This window comes from Saccharopolyspora indica, assembly GCF_027853965.1.
GTDB lineage: Bacteria > Actinomycetota > Actinomycetes > Mycobacteriales > Pseudonocardiaceae > Saccharopolyspora > Saccharopolyspora indica.
Genome location: NZ_JAQGLB010000029.1, coordinates 38,232 through 53,581 on the forward strand (window position 1 = coordinate 38,232; position 15,350 = coordinate 53,581).

Here is a 15,350-nt window from a genome sequence, read left to right on the forward strand (position 1 = left end):
TTCAGAGCGAGAAGACCGAGGATCCGGCGCTGCGGCCCGATTCCAGGTCTCGGTGCGCCTGCACCGCGTCTTCGAGGGCGTAGCGCTGGTTGATCCCGATCCGGATCCGCCCGGTCGCGACATGGTCGAACAGCTCGCTCGCCAGCTCGGCGCGCTCAGCCGGATCGGCGATGTAGTCGGCGAGCGCGGGGCGGGTGACGAACACCGAGCCCCGGACCGCGAGCTGCATCGCGTCGATGGGCGGTACCGGGCCGGAGGCGGTGCCGAAGCACACCAGCAGACCTCGGCGGGCCAGCGAGTTGAGCGAGCTCTGGTAAGTGGCCGCGCCGATGCTGTCGTAGACGACCGGGACTCCCGCACCGCCGGTGATCTCCCGGACCCGCTCGGCGACGTCCTCGCGCTTGTAGACCACCACGTGGTCACAACCGTGGGCCCGCGCGACCGCGGCCTTCTCGTCGGTCGAGACCGTGCCGATCACGTTGATCCCCAGCAGTTTCGCCCACTGCAGGAAGATCAGTCCCAGGCCACCGGCTGCGGCGTGCAGCAGGACGGTGTCGCCTTCGCGCAGCGGGTGGATGCGGCGCAGCAGATAAGCCGTGGTGAGCCCGCGCATGGTCATCGACGCGGCCGTGTCGAAGCCGATCTCGCCCGGCAACGGGATCAACGACCCGGCTGGCATCACGCGCTCGGTGCTGTAGGCGCCGAGCGGGCTGCCGGTGTAGGTGACCCGATCTCCTTCCCCCACGTGCCGCACCCCGTCACCGACGGCCTCGACGACACCGGCCGCTTCCACGCCCATCCCCGAGGGCAGGAGCGCAGGGTAGAGACCGGTGCGGAAGTAGGTGTCGGCGAAGTTCAGTCCGACCGCGTGGTGGCGGACCCGGACCTCGCCCGGTCCGGGATCGGCTACTTCGACCTCTTCCCACCGCATGACCTCCGGCCCACCGGTCCGGTGGAAACGAACGGCCTTCGCCATGACCTTCTCCATCCTGGCCGGGCGCTCAGGCGAACCGGCCACGTCGTGGTGTTCCTCCGGTCAGTTCCCGGGATCGACGATGTCCCGCGGTTCCACTCCGCCACGTCCGCGCGGAGCGCCGTACCCGCCTGTCCCCCAGGTGAATTCCGCTGGCAATCGACGTCCGTCGTGGAGCGTCAGCCACAGTCGGCGCGGGAGTTCCGCCACGGCCGAATCGGAGTGCGCGTGGAGCACCGAGTAGTTGTTGAACAGCTGGATGTCGCCCGGTTCGGCGTCGACGTCGAACCGGACCTCCTCCGCGAGCTCGTCGATCAGGTCGAACAGCGCCACGTCGGCAGGTTCCAGTCGATCCGCACCCGGGAAGCGCTGTGCCGACTCGATGTCCCGGCGCGCGTAGCGGAAGCTCAGCTTTCCCTCGTGCCAGCACGCCAGCGGAACCGAGCGGTACGGCGGTTCGCCGGGAAGCTGCTCACCCCAGCGGTCGAACGGGAACCGCCGGTACATCCTCTCGACCAGACCGGGATCGCGTCGGAGCACCTCGTTGTACAGCGCCGCCGAGCTGACGACGGTGCTCCGCCCGCCCGAGCCCTGCAGCGCCACCACGTCTGACCCACCGGTCCGGAGTTCCCGCTCGCACCGGACGCGGGCGAGCTTGCGGCCGAAGGCGTCCTGCGAGACCGGAACACCCAGGTGCTGGGCCATTCCCCAGAAGATCGTGTTGATCTCGGCCACGTCGTAGCGACCTACCGGAATGCCCTTGAGCACCGCGAAGCCGCGCCCGCACTCCAATTCGCGTGCGATGCGCTGAAGCTCGAATCCGAGCGTGGGAAGGGGGAACCGGTCGAGGGTGAGGTTCAGCAGCGAAATCCCGTACTTCCGCACCGTGCGCAGCGCGAACTCGATCTCACCGAGGTGGGCCGGGGCGAGTTCGAACTGCCACTCGGCGCCGAGATCAGCCGGTTTCCACGCCGCCCGGCACGGCTCGCGCAGCACGTCGACGGGAGCGGGCTGCACCGCGGCTTCGGCCATGACGTCCTCCATCCGGATCGGCTGTGATGGAAGCGACATTAGGCGTCGGCAACGGCGTGGGCTTATCCTCCGGGGACGGAATGCTTATCATTTCGGGACATCGCGGAGGGCTGTCATGAAGCCACTGGCTCGCTACGCAGCGCTGAACAGCTACGTCGAGGTCAGCCGTGCCCTGGGCATCGAACCGGCGCGGATGATGCGGGAGGCCGGGCTCGACCCAGCGGGCATCGCGGTGCAGGACCGGTGGATTCCGGCCGCGGCCGTCGCACTGCTCCTCGAACGCTCGGCGGGGGTCTCCGGGCACCAGGACTTCGGACTGCTGCTGGCCGAACGCCGCCGCTTCGCCAACCTCGGGCCGCTGAGCCTGGTCATCCGCGAGGAACCGGACGTCCGCAGCGCGCTGACGATCCTGCTCCGCCACGAGCACATGTACAACGAGGCGCTGCGGATGCGGATGGCCGTGCTGAACGGGCTGGCAACGATCCGCGTCGCGTTCGAGCTGGGCGATCAGACCGAGACCAGGCAGGCGGCAGAGCTCGCCCTGGGCACCTTGCACCGGCTGCTGCGCGGCTTCCTCGGGCCGCTCTGGCAACCGGTCGCGGTCTGCTTCGCCCACCGCGCACCGGCGGATCCCACCACGCACCACCGGGTCTTCGGCTCGGTGCTCAAATTCGAGCAGGACTTCAACGGGATCACGTTCTACGAGCACGACCTCGACGCGCCCAACAAGATGTCGGATCCGCTCATGCGCACCTACGCCTACCAGTTCCTTGATTCGCTGGAGACGCCGAAGGACACCTCAGCGCTGGAGCGGGTCCGGGAACTGATCGAGCTTTTGCTGCCCACCGGCCGGTGTTCGGTCGAGCAGGTCGCACGCAGCCTCGGCGTGGATCGCCGGACGGTGCACCGGCAGCTCGCCGACGCCGGGGAGACGTTCTCATCGCTCCTGCAGGCGACGAGAGCAGAGCTGGCCGGGAACCTGGTGGGCAACCAGCGCTATACCTTCACCGAGATCGCCGAACTGCTGTCGTTCTCCTCACCGGGCAACTTCTCGCGCTGGTTCCGCACCCACTTCGCCTGCAGCCCCGGTCAGTGGCGGGCCCGGCACCGCGCCTCCGGCTGAACGGCGAAGCGGGCCGCTCCCGGTGGGAACGGCCCGCTCGGCGCTGGTGTCAGCGGCGCACCTTGCCGATCTCCTCGCGGAGCACGTCGGGGCGGTCGCTGATGATGCCGTCCACCCCGCGGTCGATCAGCGTCCGCATCAGCGGCGCGTCGTTGACGGTGTACGGGTTGATGCTCATCCCGTGCGCGTGGACCGCCGCGATGTACTCCGGCGTGGCCTGCGCGTGGTTCGGGTTGACCTGGTCCGAGTAGGTGGCCACCTCGGCGAGCTCGGCCTCGGACGGCGCGCCCAGCACGCCCACCTGCACGCCCGGCAGCAGGCCGTGGAAGTCGCGGATGAAGCCCCAGTTGAAGCTCTGCACCACCAGGTTGCGCGCCTTGTGGTCGGGGCGGACCCACGACGGCCGAGCGCTGAGCTCATCGGCGATGCGCTCGGTGATCCCCGGGTACAGCTCCGGCGACTTCGCCTCCAGCAGCAGACCCGACGGCCCGCGCTGCAGCACGTCGAGCACCTCGGCCAGCGTCGGGACGCGCTCACCGGCGAACTCCGGGGCCTTCCACGAACCGGCGTCCAGGGTGCGGATCTCGGCGAGGGTGAAGTCGGAGATCCGCCACGGCCCGCGGTCCGGGAACTTCTGCTCGGCGTCGGTGGTGCGCTCCAGCGTGTTGTCGTGGACGACGACCAGTTCGCCGTCCTTGGTCTGCTGGACGTCGATCTCGACCAGGTCCGCCCGCATCCGGACCCCGAGCCGCACCGCGGCGAGGGTGTTCTCCGGCGCGTACGCGGATGCCCCGCGGTGGGCGATGGTGGCCACGTCGGTCTTGGCGGCGGTGGCGACGGGCGCGGCGACCACTGCGGGTGCCAGGCCGATCGAGGCCACCAGTGCGGCTGCCGCGGCAACCACGGTCCGGCGCAACATGCGAACTCCTCGTCTGCTTTGTCCGAAACGTCGATCAGATCCTGAACACCGCAACCGTCGACCGCGTGATCACCGCCGGTCCAACGGGTGTCCCGGGCATGAACCTTCGACCTCGCGAGTACACAGTGGACCAATCAGGACACCTTGCGCACTCGGTCGATCACCAGAGGTCATCGCGCGCGGCCCCGCCATCGGCTCCGTTTCCACTGTTCAGTACCCGTGAGTGTTTTGTGGTGCTATAGCACCACAAAACACTCACGGGCCACCAGCGGCAGAAACGGCGCGCGAAAAGGCGATTTCGCGCCCACGCGGCGGTCGTCAGCGGAGGAGGCCGTCGCGGAGGGCTCGGAGGACCGCGTTGGTTCTGTCCCTGGCCGCTAGTTTCAGCAGGATCGTGGAGACGTGGTTCTTCACCGTTCCGTCCGCCAGGTTCAGGGCCGCCGCGATCTCGCGGTTGCTGTAGCCCTCGGCCATCAGGCGGAGGACCTCCAGCTCCCTGCCGGTGAGTTCCTGGATCGCCACCGGCGACTCCGCGCCCACCGGTGCCGGGGCGTCCTGGATCGCGCGCAGCAGCCGGTCGGTGATGGACGGGGCGATCAGGGTTCCGCCGTCGGCCAGGGTTCGCACCGCTCGGGCCAGCTGCTCGACGGTGACGTCCTTGAGCAGGTAGCCGCGGGCTCCGGCGCGCAGGGCGTCCAGGACCAGGGTGTCGTCGTCGAACGTGGTGAGGATCAGCGCCGGGACCGCGCACGCCCGCTCGCGGAGGCGCTCCAGGGTCCAGATCCCGTCGTGGCGCGGCATTCTCAGGTCGAGGAGCACCACGTCGGGTTCCTGCTGCTCGATGACGTCGAGGGCCGCCGCGCCGTCGTCGGCCTGGCCCACGACCTCCACGCCGGCCAGTTCCAGGAGCGTCACGATGCCCTGGCGGACCAGGGTCTGGTCGTCGACGACCACCACCCGCGTCATCGGGCGGGCACCCATGCCGCCACCCGGAAGCCGTTGCTGCCGTCGAACTCGGCCTCGCCGCCCGCGTTCGCGAAGCGCTCGGCCAGGCCGCGCAGGCCGTTGCCGGGCACCACCGGCGACGCGCCGCGCCCGTCGTCGCCCGCGGTGAGCCGCACCTTCGTCCCGTCGCGTTCGACCAGCACCCACAGCTCCTTCGCACCGGAGTGCCGGAGCGAGTTGGTGACGATCTCCTGGACCGCGCGCACCAGCACCGTCGTCTGCTCCTCGTCCACTTCCACCCCGGCGGCCACGTCGACCGCCACGTCCAGCCCCGGCACCGCCCTGCCGACCTCCGCGAGCGCGTCGGCGAGCGAACCCGCCGGGGCCGCGCGGATCTCGCCGACCGTCGCGCGCACGTCCGAGAGCAGTGCGCGGGCCACGGAGTTCGCGCGCTCGACGTGCTCGCGCCCGGCCGCCCCGTCCCGGTGCCGGGCCGCTTCCAGCTCCAGCGTCAGCACGGTGAGCTGGTGGCCGACGAGGTCGTGCAGTTCCCGGGCGATCCGCAGCCGCTCGGTCGATCGCGCCGACTCGCCGAGCAGCACCGTCGCGGCCTGGAGGTCGACGTGCGCCTCGGCCAGTTCCCGGCGCATCCGCTTCTCCCGGCCGATGGCCAGCACGCTGAGCACCGCGGAGACCTGGATCAGCAGGTAGAACCCGCCGGCGATCCACAGGTCCGCGGCGCCGAGGTCGCGCACCACCATGCTCGCGACGATCACCGCGGTGTTGAGCAGCACCACCGCGAAGTTGGCCCGCATGCCGACGACTTCCGGCCCCAGCGCCGCGATCACCACCAGCAGCACCGGCATCAGCCCGGCGTCCGGCGCGGTCAGCACCGTCAGCCAGGCCAGCCCGGTGGCCGCGGCGAAGCAGCCCAGCCGGACGTTCCGGCGCTCGGAGCTCAGCATGAACCACACGGCGACGAAGACCGCCGCGAACGCCGCTGTCCACACCGGACGGGGCAGCGCCGGGTCCACCGCGCCGACGAGCACCGGAAGGCCCACGCCCGCCGACACCAGCAGCATGGCGATTCCGGACCAGCCTTCCGCACCGAGACCTCGCATCGCGCCAGCCTACGGTCGGCCGAGATCGCGGGCAGGTGCCGAAAGTCATGGTCCTGATCACTGACCAGCGGCACATGTGCGCACCCGCCCGCCGTTCCTAGCGTCAGCGACATGACAGGCAACCCGGCGGTGCTCGTCGAGCACCTGCACAAGCGCTACCGCGACAACGTCGCCGTCCAGGACGTGTCGTTCTCCGTCGGGGCCGGGGAGGTGTTCGGCATCCTCGGCACCAACGGGGCGGGCAAGACCACCGCGGTGGAGATGATCGCCGGGCTGCGCGCCCCGGACAGCGGGCGGGTCCGGGTGCTCGGGCTGGATCCGCGGCGCGACCGCCGCGCTCTCCGGCAGCTGCTCGGCGTCCAGCTCCAGGAGGCCCGGCTGCACGACTCGCTCACCGTCGCCGAGCTCGTCGAGCTCTACCGCAGCTTCTACCCGGATCCCCGCCCGGCGGGCGAGCTGCTGGAGATGGTCGAGCTCACCGCCAAGCGCGGCACCCGGTTCGACCGCCTCTCCGGCGGGCAGCAGCAGCGGCTGTCCATCGCCCTGGCCCTGGCCGGGCGGCCGAAGGTGGTCATCCTCGACGAGCTGACCACCGGGTTGGATCCGCGCGCCAGGCGCCGCATCTGGGCTTCCATCTCCTCGCTGCGCGAGGAGTCGGTGATCCTGGTCAGCCACGCGATGGACGAGGTGGAGGAGCTCTGCGACCGGGTCGCGCTGCTGGAAGCCGGGCGGCTGATCGCGCTCGGCCCGCCTGCCGAGCTGGTCGCGAAGTCGGGGACGAGCAGCCTCGAAGAGGCATTCGTCGCGCTGACCGGCCACCACGTCGAGGAACAGGAGGAGGCGGCATGACAGCCCATGTGTCATCAACGCCAGCCCTGCCCAACCGCACCCCAGGGGACCGTGACGCAACCCAGCCACAAGAAACCACCACAACGCAAGATCACTCCCAAACGCAACCACCACTGAAAAACGCGGAGAGGCGGGACAGGGCATGACCGAGCACCGGGTCGGGCCGCGGGCCTGGGCGATGCTGATCCGCAGCGAGTTGAAGATGGTCGTGCGGGACACCGCGGGGCTGATCGTGCCGATCGGCATGCCGATCCTCATCCTGATCATGAACGCCGCCGGTGCGGGCGGCGAGGAGGTCGGAGCCGGGCTCACCGCGCTCGAAGCGTTCGTGCTGCCGCTGGTGCTCACCATGGTCATCGCGATGCTCGGCCTCATCAACATGCCGAGCTTCCTGGCGATCTACCGCAAGACCGGGATCCTGCGCAGACTCGCCGTCACCCCGGCGTCACCGCTGATGGTGCTCGTCGCGCAGGTCGTCGTCAGCCTGGCCCAAGTGCTGATCGGCACCGCGGCAGCCCTCGGCATCGCGGTGCTGGCCTTCGGCGCGCAGCCGCCGCGGAACCTGGGTGTCGCTCTCGGCGTGCTCGCGCTGTCGGTCGCGGCGATGTACGCGCTGGGCATGGTCGTCGCCTCGGTCGCGCCGACGCCGAACTCCGCCATCGCGATCGGCCTCGTCCTGTTCTTCGCGTTCGGAGCGCTCGGCGGCATGTTCGGCGGAACGGCCGGGCTCGGCGACACCGTGGCGCAGATCGGTCAGGTCCTGCCGTTCGGCGCTAGCGTCCAGGCGCTGGCCGCGGCGTGGGCCGGGCAGGCGGTCGCAACCTCCAGCCTGGTGAGCCTCGCGGTCACCGCGGTGCTCGGCACCACCGCCTCCGCGCTGCTGTTCCGGTGGGACCGCTGACCGCGGCGGGGTGAAGGGCACCTTTCACCCACTTACTTGGCGAAAGGTGCCCTCCACCCCTCCCCTGATCAGGGTTCGTCGTGCGCCGGGGCGCCATCGCGCCACTGCTCGGTGGCGTCGATGTTGGCGGTGGCGCTGCGGGCGGCCTGGGCCGCATCGCCCGCGCGGAGGGCGTCGAGCAGCTCCTCGTGGCCGCGGTGGTCCGCACCGTCGAACCCGGGCGCGTCCCAGTGCGCGGTCATCGAACGGCGCAGGGCGGGGCCGAGGGCGGTGTAGAGGTTGTCCATCAGCGCGTTGCCGCTGCCCGCAGCAACGCGCTGGTGGAAGGCGTAGTCGGCTTGGACCCACGCGTCGCGGTCGCGGTTCTCCCACGCGGTGGCGCGCTGTTCCAGCAGCTCCCCGAGGTGGGCGAGCTCTTCCGGGGTGATCCGGGTGGCGGCCAGGCGGGCGGCTTGGGCGTCGAGGGCTTGGCGGACTTCGAGCACGTCGCTCATCTCGCTGTCGAGGCGTTGGAGCGCGCCGGAGAGTTCGCTGGTGGCCCGCACGTAGGTGCCGTCGCCCTGCCTCGCCTGGAGGAGCCCGGCGTGGCTGAGGGCGCGGGTGGCCTCGCGCAGCGTGCCGCGGGCGATGCCGAGCTGTTCGAGGAGCTCCGGCTCGGGCGGGATGCGCTGCCCCACCGGCCACCTGCCGGAGGTGATCTCGGCGCGCAGCTGCTCGATGACGTCGTCGACCAGCACCGAGCGACGGTTGGAGGTCAGAGCCACGCGGACGTCCTTCCTGGTGGGGTGAGCAAGCTCGCCCCACCAGCCTAGCATTAAAGATTAGACGTCAAACGTCAGATGTTTTACGTTCGTCGCATGGTTTCCCCCACCGCACGCTCCCGCGCGGCCTGGCTGACCGCGGCCGGGGTCGTGCTGATCGCGCTCAACCTGCGCCTGGCCATCAGCAGTTCCGCCGCGCTGCTGGAACAGCTCCGCACCGAGCTGGAGTTCGGCCCGCTCGCGACCTCCCTGGTCCCGACCCTGCCCACCCTGTGCTTCGCCGCCGTCGGCGCGACCAGCGCCATGCTGGCCCGCCGGACGGGCACCGAACTCGCCATCCTCGTGGCGCTGGCAGCCCTCTGCACCGGCCTCGCGATCCGCGCGGTGCCGCACACGTGGGCGCTGCTGACCGGAACGCTGCTCGGATCGGCCGGGCTGGCGTTGTGCAACGTCCTGCTGCCCGCCGTGATCAAGGCGCACTTCCCCGGCCGCGTCGCACTGCTGACCGGGGTCTACACCACGACGATGGCGCTCGGTTCATCGCTGGCCGCCGCAGCGGCAGTGCCCCTCGCCGAGCTGGCGGGCCACCCTTCCCTGGGACTGGCCGCCTGGCTCCTTCCCGCGCTGCCAGCTCTCGCGGTGTGGGCGCTGCGGCCGGTTTCCCGGCAGATCGCCCCGCGGCGCTCCGGCAGCGGCGCGGTCTCGGCGTGGGCCGCCGGGAGGAGCCGGTTCGGCCTGCTCGTGACCGCGTTCTTCACCCTGCAGATCCTCGCCAGCTACGTGGTGATGGGCTGGCTGCCGACCGTCCTGGCCGAGCACGGCATGAGCGCCGACCGGGCCGGAGCACTGCTGGGCCTGGCCTTGCTGGTGGGTGTTCCCTCGACGTTCGCGCTGATGCCGCTGACCCGGACCGCGCGGCGGCTCCGGCTGGCCTTCTGCATCGTCGGCTGCTCGCTGATGGCCGGGTACCTGGGCCTGCTGTTCGCACCGATGGCGCTGCCCGAGCTGTGGGCCGCGCTGACCGGGCTCGGACTCGGCGCCTTCCCGCTGGTCATGACGATCATCGGCACCAGCGGCCGCAGCGCGCGGGAAACCGCGGCGCTGTCGACGTTCTCGCAGAGCACCGGCTACCTGCTGGCCTCGGTCGGCCCGTTCGGCATCGGCCTGCTGCGCTCCGCCACCGGATCCTGGACCGCACCGCTGGTGATCCTGCTGGCGCTCGCCGCCCTCCAGCTGCTCACCGGCCTCGCCCTGACCACGACCTCCGCCCAGCCACAAAGGACAGATCACAACGAATCGGACAAACCGGCGTTGATTCGGTAGCCTGCGGTCATCGCGCGTTCGCCGAGCGGGGCGCGATGGCCGTGCTTACCCTGATCGCCGACAGATCAACAACGCCCGAACGCCAGCGGAGGGGCCGTGCTCGAAATCACCGCGCTGACCTGGGTGCTCACCGTCGCACTGATCATCGCGCTGCTGGCCGTCGACCTGGTCATGGCATGGCTGCGCCCGCACCGGGTGGGCTTCGCCGAGGCGACCGCGTGGTCGGTGGGCTACGTGCTGGTGGCGATCCTCTTCGGCGTCTGGTTCTCGATGCAGTACGGCGGCCAGTTCGGCACCGAGTACTTCGCCGGCTACCTCGTCGAGAAGAGCCTCTCGGTCGACAACCTGTTCGTCTTCGTGATCATCATGACCACCTTCGCGGTCCCGGAGGAGCACCAGCACAAGGTGCTGACCTTCGGCATCGTGCTCGCGCTGATCATGCGGGCGATCTTCATCGCGGTCGGGGCGACGCTGCTGTCGCTGTTCTCCGTGATGTTCCTGATCTTCGGCCTGCTGCTGATCTACACCGCGGTGCAGCTGTTCCGGCACCGCGACGAGGATCCCGACGTCGAGAACAACGCCGTGGTCAACGCCGCCCGCCGGTTCCTGCCGGTGTCCAACGAGTACGTCGGCGGCAAGCTGACCACGCGCGTCGACGGGCGGCGGATGGTCACGCCGATGTTCATCGTGCTGATCGCGATCGGCAGCGTGGACCTGCTGTTCGCGCTGGACTCGATCCCGGCGGTGTTCGGCGTGACCTCCGAGGCCTACATCGTCTTCACCGCCAACGCCTTCGCCCTGCTCGGCCTGCGCGCGCTGTTCTTCCTCGTCAAGGGCCTGCTGGAGCGCCTGGTCTACCTCTCGACCGGGCTGGCGCTGATCCTGGTGTTCATCGGCGCGAAGCTGATCCTGCACTGGGCGCACGTGGACATCGACGAGCGCGTCCCGGAGATCCCGACGTCGATCAGCCTCATCGTGATCATCGCGGTGCTGGCGGTCGTGACCGTGGCGAGCCTGATCAAGACCCGCCGCGACCCGACCGCCAAGGCGCACCCGGGCTCGTTGCGGGCGCACCGCTCCCCGGTGGACTCACCGGAGAGCACTACCGAGCAGTGATCACCCGGCCAGCTTCTTGACGAACCAGCTCACCGCGCGGTCGACGGCCTCGCGGGCTTCGGGATCGGCGCCGTGGTCCTCGAAACCGTGCTCGGCGTGCGGGATCTCGATGACCTCGAGGTCGGCACCGGCGTTGCGGGCCTCCTGCACGAACGCGTCCTGGGTGGGCACGAAGAACTCGAAGTCCTTGCCGACCCGCACCAGCAGCTTCGGCAGCTCGGGGTGCTCGGACACCGCTTCGACGGTGTTGAAGCGCGGCTTGTCGCCGGGCCAGTCCGGCGGCGGGGCCAGCACCGGGTAGGTGAATCCGACCGCGCGGAGCCAGGACGGTGCGGACCGCAGCCACGCGGCACCGATCGGGCCGCCACCGGAGAAGAACCACAGCGCGATGCGGTCGCTGTCGACCTCCTCCAGCTCCCGGACCCGCTCGACCACCGCGGCGACGTCGTCGGAGGCCTCCGGGTAGAGCTCGTCGGAGTGCAGGCGGTGGTTGAAGGTGATCCCGACCAGGCCGGACGCGGCGACCAGCGCGCCGTAGCGGATGAAGCCCTCCCAGTCGCGCGGGCGGGGTTCCATGTCCTCCGGCACCGGCCCGCCGTGCACGAAGATCACCGCCGGACGGGGCCCGGCGTGCGAATCGTCGGGGTGGTGGACGTCCATGACTTCGTCGCGGACTCGCCGGACCAGCTCGACATCGTGGAAGAACGGAACCTCAGTCATATCCGCATGAGATCAGATCCGGCTCGGCGGTGTCAGGTCCTTTCGCGGAACGAGGACGATCTTGCCCACCGCGTGCCCGTGCTCGACCTCCGCGAGCGCCGCACCGGCTTCGTCGAGCGGCCGGACCTGCTTGACCAGCGGGTCCAGCTCGCCCGCGAGGACCAGTCGCGCCAGCTCGGCGAGGACGGCGGTGCTGCGGTCCCGCACGACCGTCCGGCCACCCAGCTCGGCGACCAGCGGCTTGTCCGCCACCGACAGCAGCTTCGACCGGTCGGCGACCAGCTCGGCGACGGTGCGCAACGCCGCCCCGCCGACCAGGTCGAAGACGCCGTCGACGCCGTCCGGCGCGGCGGCCCGCACCCGCTCCAGGACACCGTCGCCGTAGGCCACCGGAGTCGCGCCGAACCCGGCGAGGAGCTCGTGCTTGGCCGGGCTCGCCACGGCCACGACCGAGATCCCCCGCGCCCGCGCGAGCTGCACGACCGGAATCCCCACTCCGCCGCCGGCGCCGTTGACCAGCAGGGTCGCGCCGGGTCGCAGGCCGAGGTCGTTCAGCGCGTCATGCGCGGTCCCGGCCGCGACCGGCAGCACCGCGGCCGCCTCCGGCGCCAGCCCGGCGGGCCGCGGCGCTGCGAAGGACGCGGTGACCACCGCCTGCTCCGCCCAGCCGCCGACCATGCCCGGACATCCGCCGAACACCTCGTCACCGACCGAGAACCCGGTCACCCCCGAACCGAGCGCAGTGACCGTTCCGGCCACCTCGCGCCCGAGAACCGCGGGCCCGGCGACGCCGTAGGAGCCCTCGCGGAGCCGCCAGTCCCCCGGGTTCACGCCCGCCGCGCGCACCCGCACCAGCAGCTCGCCCGGACCGGGCGCGGGCACCGGCAGGTCGAGGAAGCACTCCTGCTCCGGACCGCCCACTTCGGAGAAACCGTAAGCCCGCACACCAACTCCTCATCGCCGGAATCCGGATCCGACCTTACCCGCACCGGTGAATTCCGCGTCCGGCGGCGAAAAGCAGCGACCGCCGCACCTGACCATCCACAGAGGACAGCAGGGTGCGGCGGCCGCGGCAGGCGAGTTCAGCTCACCGGGACGGACTGCTGGATCGGGGCACCGGTCTTCTCCCGGACCTCGGCTTCGGTGACGCCGGGAGCCAGCTCGACCAGGCTGAGCCCGTCCGGGGTCACGTCGAGGACCGCCAGGTCCGTGACGATCCGGTTGACCACTCCGGTCCCGGTCAGCGGCAGCGTGCACTTCTCGACGATCTTCGGCGAGCCGTCCTTGGCGACGTGGTCGGTGAGCACCACGATCCGGCGGGCACCGACGACCAGGTCCATCGCGCCGCCCATGCCCTTGACCAGCGCACCGGGGATCGTCCAGTTCGCCAGGTCGCCGTTCTCGGCGACCTGCAGCGCGCCCAGGATGGCGATGTCGATGTGCCCGCCGCGCATCATCGCGAAGGAGGCCGCCGAGTCGAAGTAGCTGGCCCCGGGGTTGATCGTGACCGTCTGCTTGCCCGCGTTGATGAGGTCGGGATCCTCCTCCCCCTCGTAGGGGAACGGGCCGAGGCCCAGGATTCCGTTCTCGCTCTGCAGCGTCACCCGCACCCCGTCCGGGATGTGGTTGGCGACCAGCGTGGGGATGCCGATGCCGAGGTTGACGTAGTCGCCGTCGCGGAGTTCGGCGGCGGCGATGGCCGCCATCTCTTCACGAGTCCAGGTCATGGTTGCTCCCAGGGAGGATGTGCGGGTGAGGACTAGTCGGCCGCGGGAACGCGGGGCCGCACGGTGCGCTTCTCGATGGCCTTGACGCGCGGGACGGCCTGGACCAGCCGGTGGACGTAGATGCCCGGTGTCACCACCACCTCCGGGTCCAGGTACTCCTCGCTGAGGTGCTCGACCTCGACCACCGCCACCTTCCCGCAGGTCGCCACGACCGGGTTGAAGTTCCGCGCGCTCGACCGGTAGACGAGGTTGCCCGCCGGGTCCGCGGTGTGGGCGTGCACGAGCGCCACATCGGCCACGATCGCCCGTTCCTGCACGTAGGTGTGCCCGTCGAACTCCGCGTGCGGCTTGCCCTCGGCGACCGGGGTCCCGACGCCGGCGCGGGTGTAGAACGCGGCGATTCCGGCGCCACCGGCGCGCATCCGCTCCGACAGCGTGCCCTGCGGCGCGAACTCCACGGTCAGCGTCCCGTCCAGGTACTGCTCGGCGAACAGCTTGTTCTCCCCCACGTAGGAGGCGATCACCTTGGCCACCTGCTGGTTCTCCAGCAGCAGCCCGAGCCCCTTGCCGTCCACGCCCATGTTGTTGGAGACCACCGTCAACCCGGTGACCCCGCTGTCCCGGACGACCTCGATGAGATCGTTCGGGTTGCCGCACAGGCCGAACCCGCCGACGGCGATCGTCATCCCGTCTTCGAGCACCCCGGCCAGCGCCTCGGCCGCACTCGAGCGCAGCTTGGACACCTGATCACCTCTCCATCGGTCCGCTGGACGAACAGCAGCAGTAAAGAATCGTACCCCCGTTCACCGCAAGAAACCGGGATCGATCACCGCTGAATCGTTCGACCGGCGACCGGGCTCAGCACGATGCGTTCACTGGGTGAACGCTATGGTGATGGCAATCAGCAATCTCCGCGCCAACCCGAGCCCCGCCCAACCGCACCTCAGGGGACCGTGGCGCAACCCAGCCACAAGAAACCCCCACGACGCAAGATCACTCCCCAGCGCGACCACCACTGAAAATCCCGGAGAGGCGGGACAGCACCATGAGCAGCAGCTCGAACTCGCACCTGGTCGGCCGGGTCGGCGCCGTGCTCCGGGCGCTGTCGGCGGCCAACGAGACCGGCGCCGCCACCGTCGACCTGGCCAGGTCGACCGACCTCCCCCGGCCGACCGTGCACCGCCTGCTCAGCTCGCTGGCCGAGGAGGGCTTCGTCGACCGCGACCGGCGCACCGGCCGCTGGTTCCTCGGCCCGGAGCTGTACCTGCTGGGGCAGACGGCGGGCCACCGCTACGACGTGACGCACCACGCCCGCGCGAGCGTGCACCGGCTGGCCGCCAAGACCGGCGAGAGCGCGTTCTTCTCGGCGCTGCGAGGTGCGGAGACGGTGTGCCTGCTGCGCGAGGACGGCGACTTCCCGATTCGTTCGTTCGTGCTCTACGAAGGCGCCCGGTTCCCGCTCGGCGTGGTCTCCGCGGGCCTGGTGATCCTCTCGTTCCTCGACGACGCCGAGGTCGACGCCTACCTGGAGCGCACCGACCTGACCGCCCGCTGGGGCCGGGCGCACTCCCCCGACGCGATCCGCGCCCGCATCGCCCGCACCCGCCAGCACGGCTACGCCGTCAACCCGGGTCTGGTGGTGGAGGGCAGCTGGGGCATGGCGGCGGCGGTGTTCGACCGCGACGGCCAGCCGGCGTGGGCCCTGACCTTGACGGGCATCGAAACCCGCTTCCGCCCGGACCGCCAACCGGAACTGGGCGCCCTCCTCCTCCACGAAGCCCACACCCTCACCCGGACCCTCGACACCCCCGGCTTCCGCTGAACCCACGATTCGGGAGGG

General features: G+C 70.6%; 16 protein-coding genes. 6 read left to right on the top strand and 10 right to left on the bottom strand.

Annotated elements, in window-relative coordinates:
• Window position 1: 1 nt before the first annotated feature.
• The gene (locus tag OU416_RS36910) at window positions 2-976 is read right to left on the bottom strand and encodes a quinone oxidoreductase family protein (RefSeq protein WP_270931732.1); all 975 of its coding nucleotides are present in this window, start codon (window positions 974-976) and stop codon (window positions 2-4) included.
• 60 nt (window positions 977-1,036) lie between these two features.
• Window positions 1,037-2,005: a TauD/TfdA family dioxygenase gene (locus OU416_RS36915; RefSeq protein WP_270931733.1), complete on the bottom strand. Its 969-nt coding sequence runs from the start codon at window positions 2,003-2,005 to the stop codon at window positions 1,037-1,039.
• Between the two features lie 115 nt (window positions 2,006-2,120).
• Here OU416_RS36915 and OU416_RS36920 point away from each other — a divergent pair, with 115 nt between their 5' ends.
• Window positions 2,121-3,128, top strand: a complete 1,008-nt coding sequence (locus OU416_RS36920; protein ID WP_270931734.1) for an AraC family transcriptional regulator — start codon at window positions 2,121-2,123, stop codon at window positions 3,126-3,128.
• Between the two features lie 49 nt (window positions 3,129-3,177).
• Here OU416_RS36920 and OU416_RS36925 read toward each other — a convergent pair whose 3' ends face one another.
• The 3 genes from OU416_RS36925 to OU416_RS36935 all read right to left on the bottom strand — a co-directional run bounded on the left by OU416_RS36925 (window position 3,178) and on the right by OU416_RS36935 (window position 6,113).
• A complete protein-coding gene (locus OU416_RS36925) occupies window positions 3,178-4,047 on the bottom strand; it encodes a glycerophosphodiester phosphodiesterase (RefSeq protein WP_270931735.1) in 870 nt (289 codons plus the stop codon).
• A 318-nt stretch (window positions 4,048-4,365) separates the two neighbouring features.
• Window positions 4,366-5,028: a response regulator gene (locus tag OU416_RS36930; protein ID WP_270931736.1), complete on the bottom strand. Its 663-nt coding sequence runs from the start codon at window positions 5,026-5,028 to the stop codon at window positions 4,366-4,368.
• On the bottom strand, window positions 5,010-6,113 hold the full coding sequence (locus OU416_RS36935; protein ID WP_270931737.1) for a sensor histidine kinase: 1,104 nt from the start codon (window positions 6,111-6,113) through the stop codon (window positions 5,010-5,012). Before OU416_RS36935 ends, OU416_RS36930 begins: the two co-directional genes overlap by 19 nt.
• Window positions 6,114-6,224: 111 nt before the next feature.
• Here OU416_RS36935 and OU416_RS36940 point away from each other — a divergent pair, with 111 nt between their 5' ends.
• On the top strand, window positions 6,225-6,962 hold the full coding sequence (locus OU416_RS36940) for an ABC transporter ATP-binding protein (RefSeq protein WP_270931738.1): 738 nt from the start codon (window positions 6,225-6,227) through the stop codon (window positions 6,960-6,962).
• Window positions 6,963-7,104: 142 nt separating this feature from the next.
• On the top strand, window positions 7,105-7,863 hold the full coding sequence (locus OU416_RS36945; protein ID WP_270931739.1) for an ABC transporter permease: 759 nt from the start codon (window positions 7,105-7,107) through the stop codon (window positions 7,861-7,863).
• A 68-nt stretch (window positions 7,864-7,931) separates the two neighbouring features.
• On the opposite strand, the gene OU416_RS36950 is transcribed toward OU416_RS36945, so the two are convergent.
• Complete coding sequence (locus OU416_RS36950; protein WP_270931740.1) at window positions 7,932-8,627, bottom strand: FadR/GntR family transcriptional regulator; 696 nt, start codon at window positions 8,625-8,627, stop codon at window positions 7,932-7,934.
• A gap of 93 nt (window positions 8,628-8,720) precedes the next feature.
• Between OU416_RS36950 and OU416_RS36955 the strand changes: the two genes are divergently transcribed.
• On the top strand, window positions 8,721-9,947 hold the full coding sequence (locus OU416_RS36955) for an MFS transporter (RefSeq protein WP_270931741.1): 1,227 nt from the start codon (window positions 8,721-8,723) through the stop codon (window positions 9,945-9,947).
• Between the two features lie 96 nt (window positions 9,948-10,043).
• Complete coding sequence (locus OU416_RS36960; protein ID WP_270931742.1) at window positions 10,044-11,063, top strand: TerC family protein; 1,020 nt, start codon at window positions 10,044-10,046, stop codon at window positions 11,061-11,063.
• Here the strand turns inward: OU416_RS36960 and OU416_RS36965 are convergent, their stop codons facing one another.
• The 4 genes from OU416_RS36965 to OU416_RS36980 all read right to left on the bottom strand — a co-directional run bounded on the left by OU416_RS36965 (window position 11,064) and on the right by OU416_RS36980 (window position 14,253).
• Window positions 11,064-11,783 carry an alpha/beta hydrolase gene (locus tag OU416_RS36965; protein WP_270931743.1) on the bottom strand — a complete coding sequence of 240 codons (720 nt, stop codon included), beginning with the start codon at window positions 11,781-11,783 and terminating at the stop codon, window positions 11,064-11,066.
• A 12-nt stretch (window positions 11,784-11,795) separates the two neighbouring features.
• A complete protein-coding gene (locus OU416_RS36970) occupies window positions 11,796-12,728 on the bottom strand; it encodes an NADP-dependent oxidoreductase (RefSeq protein ID WP_270931744.1) in 933 nt (310 codons plus the stop codon).
• Window positions 12,729-12,865: 137 nt separating this feature from the next.
• Window positions 12,866-13,510: a CoA transferase subunit B gene (locus tag OU416_RS36975; protein WP_270931745.1), complete on the bottom strand. Its 645-nt coding sequence runs from the start codon at window positions 13,508-13,510 to the stop codon at window positions 12,866-12,868.
• Window positions 13,511-13,542: 32 nt separating this feature from the next.
• The gene (locus OU416_RS36980) at window positions 13,543-14,253 is read right to left on the bottom strand and encodes a CoA transferase subunit A (RefSeq protein WP_270931746.1); all 711 of its coding nucleotides are present in this window, start codon (window positions 14,251-14,253) and stop codon (window positions 13,543-13,545) included.
• Window positions 14,254-14,555: 302 nt separating this feature from the next.
• On the opposite strand from OU416_RS36980, the gene OU416_RS36985 reads away from it, so the two are divergent.
• Window positions 14,556-15,332: an IclR family transcriptional regulator gene (locus tag OU416_RS36985; protein WP_270931747.1), complete on the top strand. Its 777-nt coding sequence runs from the start codon at window positions 14,556-14,558 to the stop codon at window positions 15,330-15,332.
• The last annotated feature ends 18 nt before the right edge of the window (window positions 15,333-15,350 follow it).

Bases quoted from the DNA above. Each gene is read 5' to 3' on its own strand.
- OU416_RS36965 (WP_270931743.1), bottom strand. From the start codon at position 11,783: ATGACTGAGGTTCCGTTCTTCCACGATGTCGAGCTGGTCCGGCGAGTC.
- OU416_RS36985 (WP_270931747.1), top strand. From the start codon at position 14,556: ATGAGCAGCAGCTCGAACTCGCACCTGGTCGGCCGGGTCGGCGCCGTG.
- OU416_RS36945 (WP_270931739.1), top strand. From the start codon at position 7,105: ATGACCGAGCACCGGGTCGGGCCGCGGGCCTGGGCGATGCTGATCCGC.
- OU416_RS36910 (WP_270931732.1), bottom strand. From the start codon at position 976: ATGGCGAAGGCCGTTCGTTTCCACCGGACCGGTGGGCCGGAGGTCATG.
- OU416_RS36935 (WP_270931737.1), bottom strand. From the start codon at position 6,113: ATGCGAGGTCTCGGTGCGGAAGGCTGGTCCGGAATCGCCATGCTGCTG.
- OU416_RS36975 (WP_270931745.1), bottom strand. From the start codon at position 13,510: ATGACCTGGACTCGTGAAGAGATGGCGGCCATCGCCGCCGCCGAACTC.
- OU416_RS36955 (WP_270931741.1), top strand. From the start codon at position 8,721: ATGGTTTCCCCCACCGCACGCTCCCGCGCGGCCTGGCTGACCGCGGCC.
- OU416_RS36920 (WP_270931734.1), top strand. From the start codon at position 2,121: ATGAAGCCACTGGCTCGCTACGCAGCGCTGAACAGCTACGTCGAGGTC.
- OU416_RS36930 (WP_270931736.1), bottom strand. From the start codon at position 5,028: ATGGGTGCCCGCCCGATGACGCGGGTGGTGGTCGTCGACGACCAGACC.
- OU416_RS36915 (WP_270931733.1), bottom strand. From the start codon at position 2,005: ATGGCCGAAGCCGCGGTGCAGCCCGCTCCCGTCGACGTGCTGCGCGAG.
- OU416_RS36940 (WP_270931738.1), top strand. From the start codon at position 6,225: ATGACAGGCAACCCGGCGGTGCTCGTCGAGCACCTGCACAAGCGCTAC.
- OU416_RS36925 (WP_270931735.1), bottom strand. From the start codon at position 4,047: ATGTTGCGCCGGACCGTGGTTGCCGCGGCAGCCGCACTGGTGGCCTCG.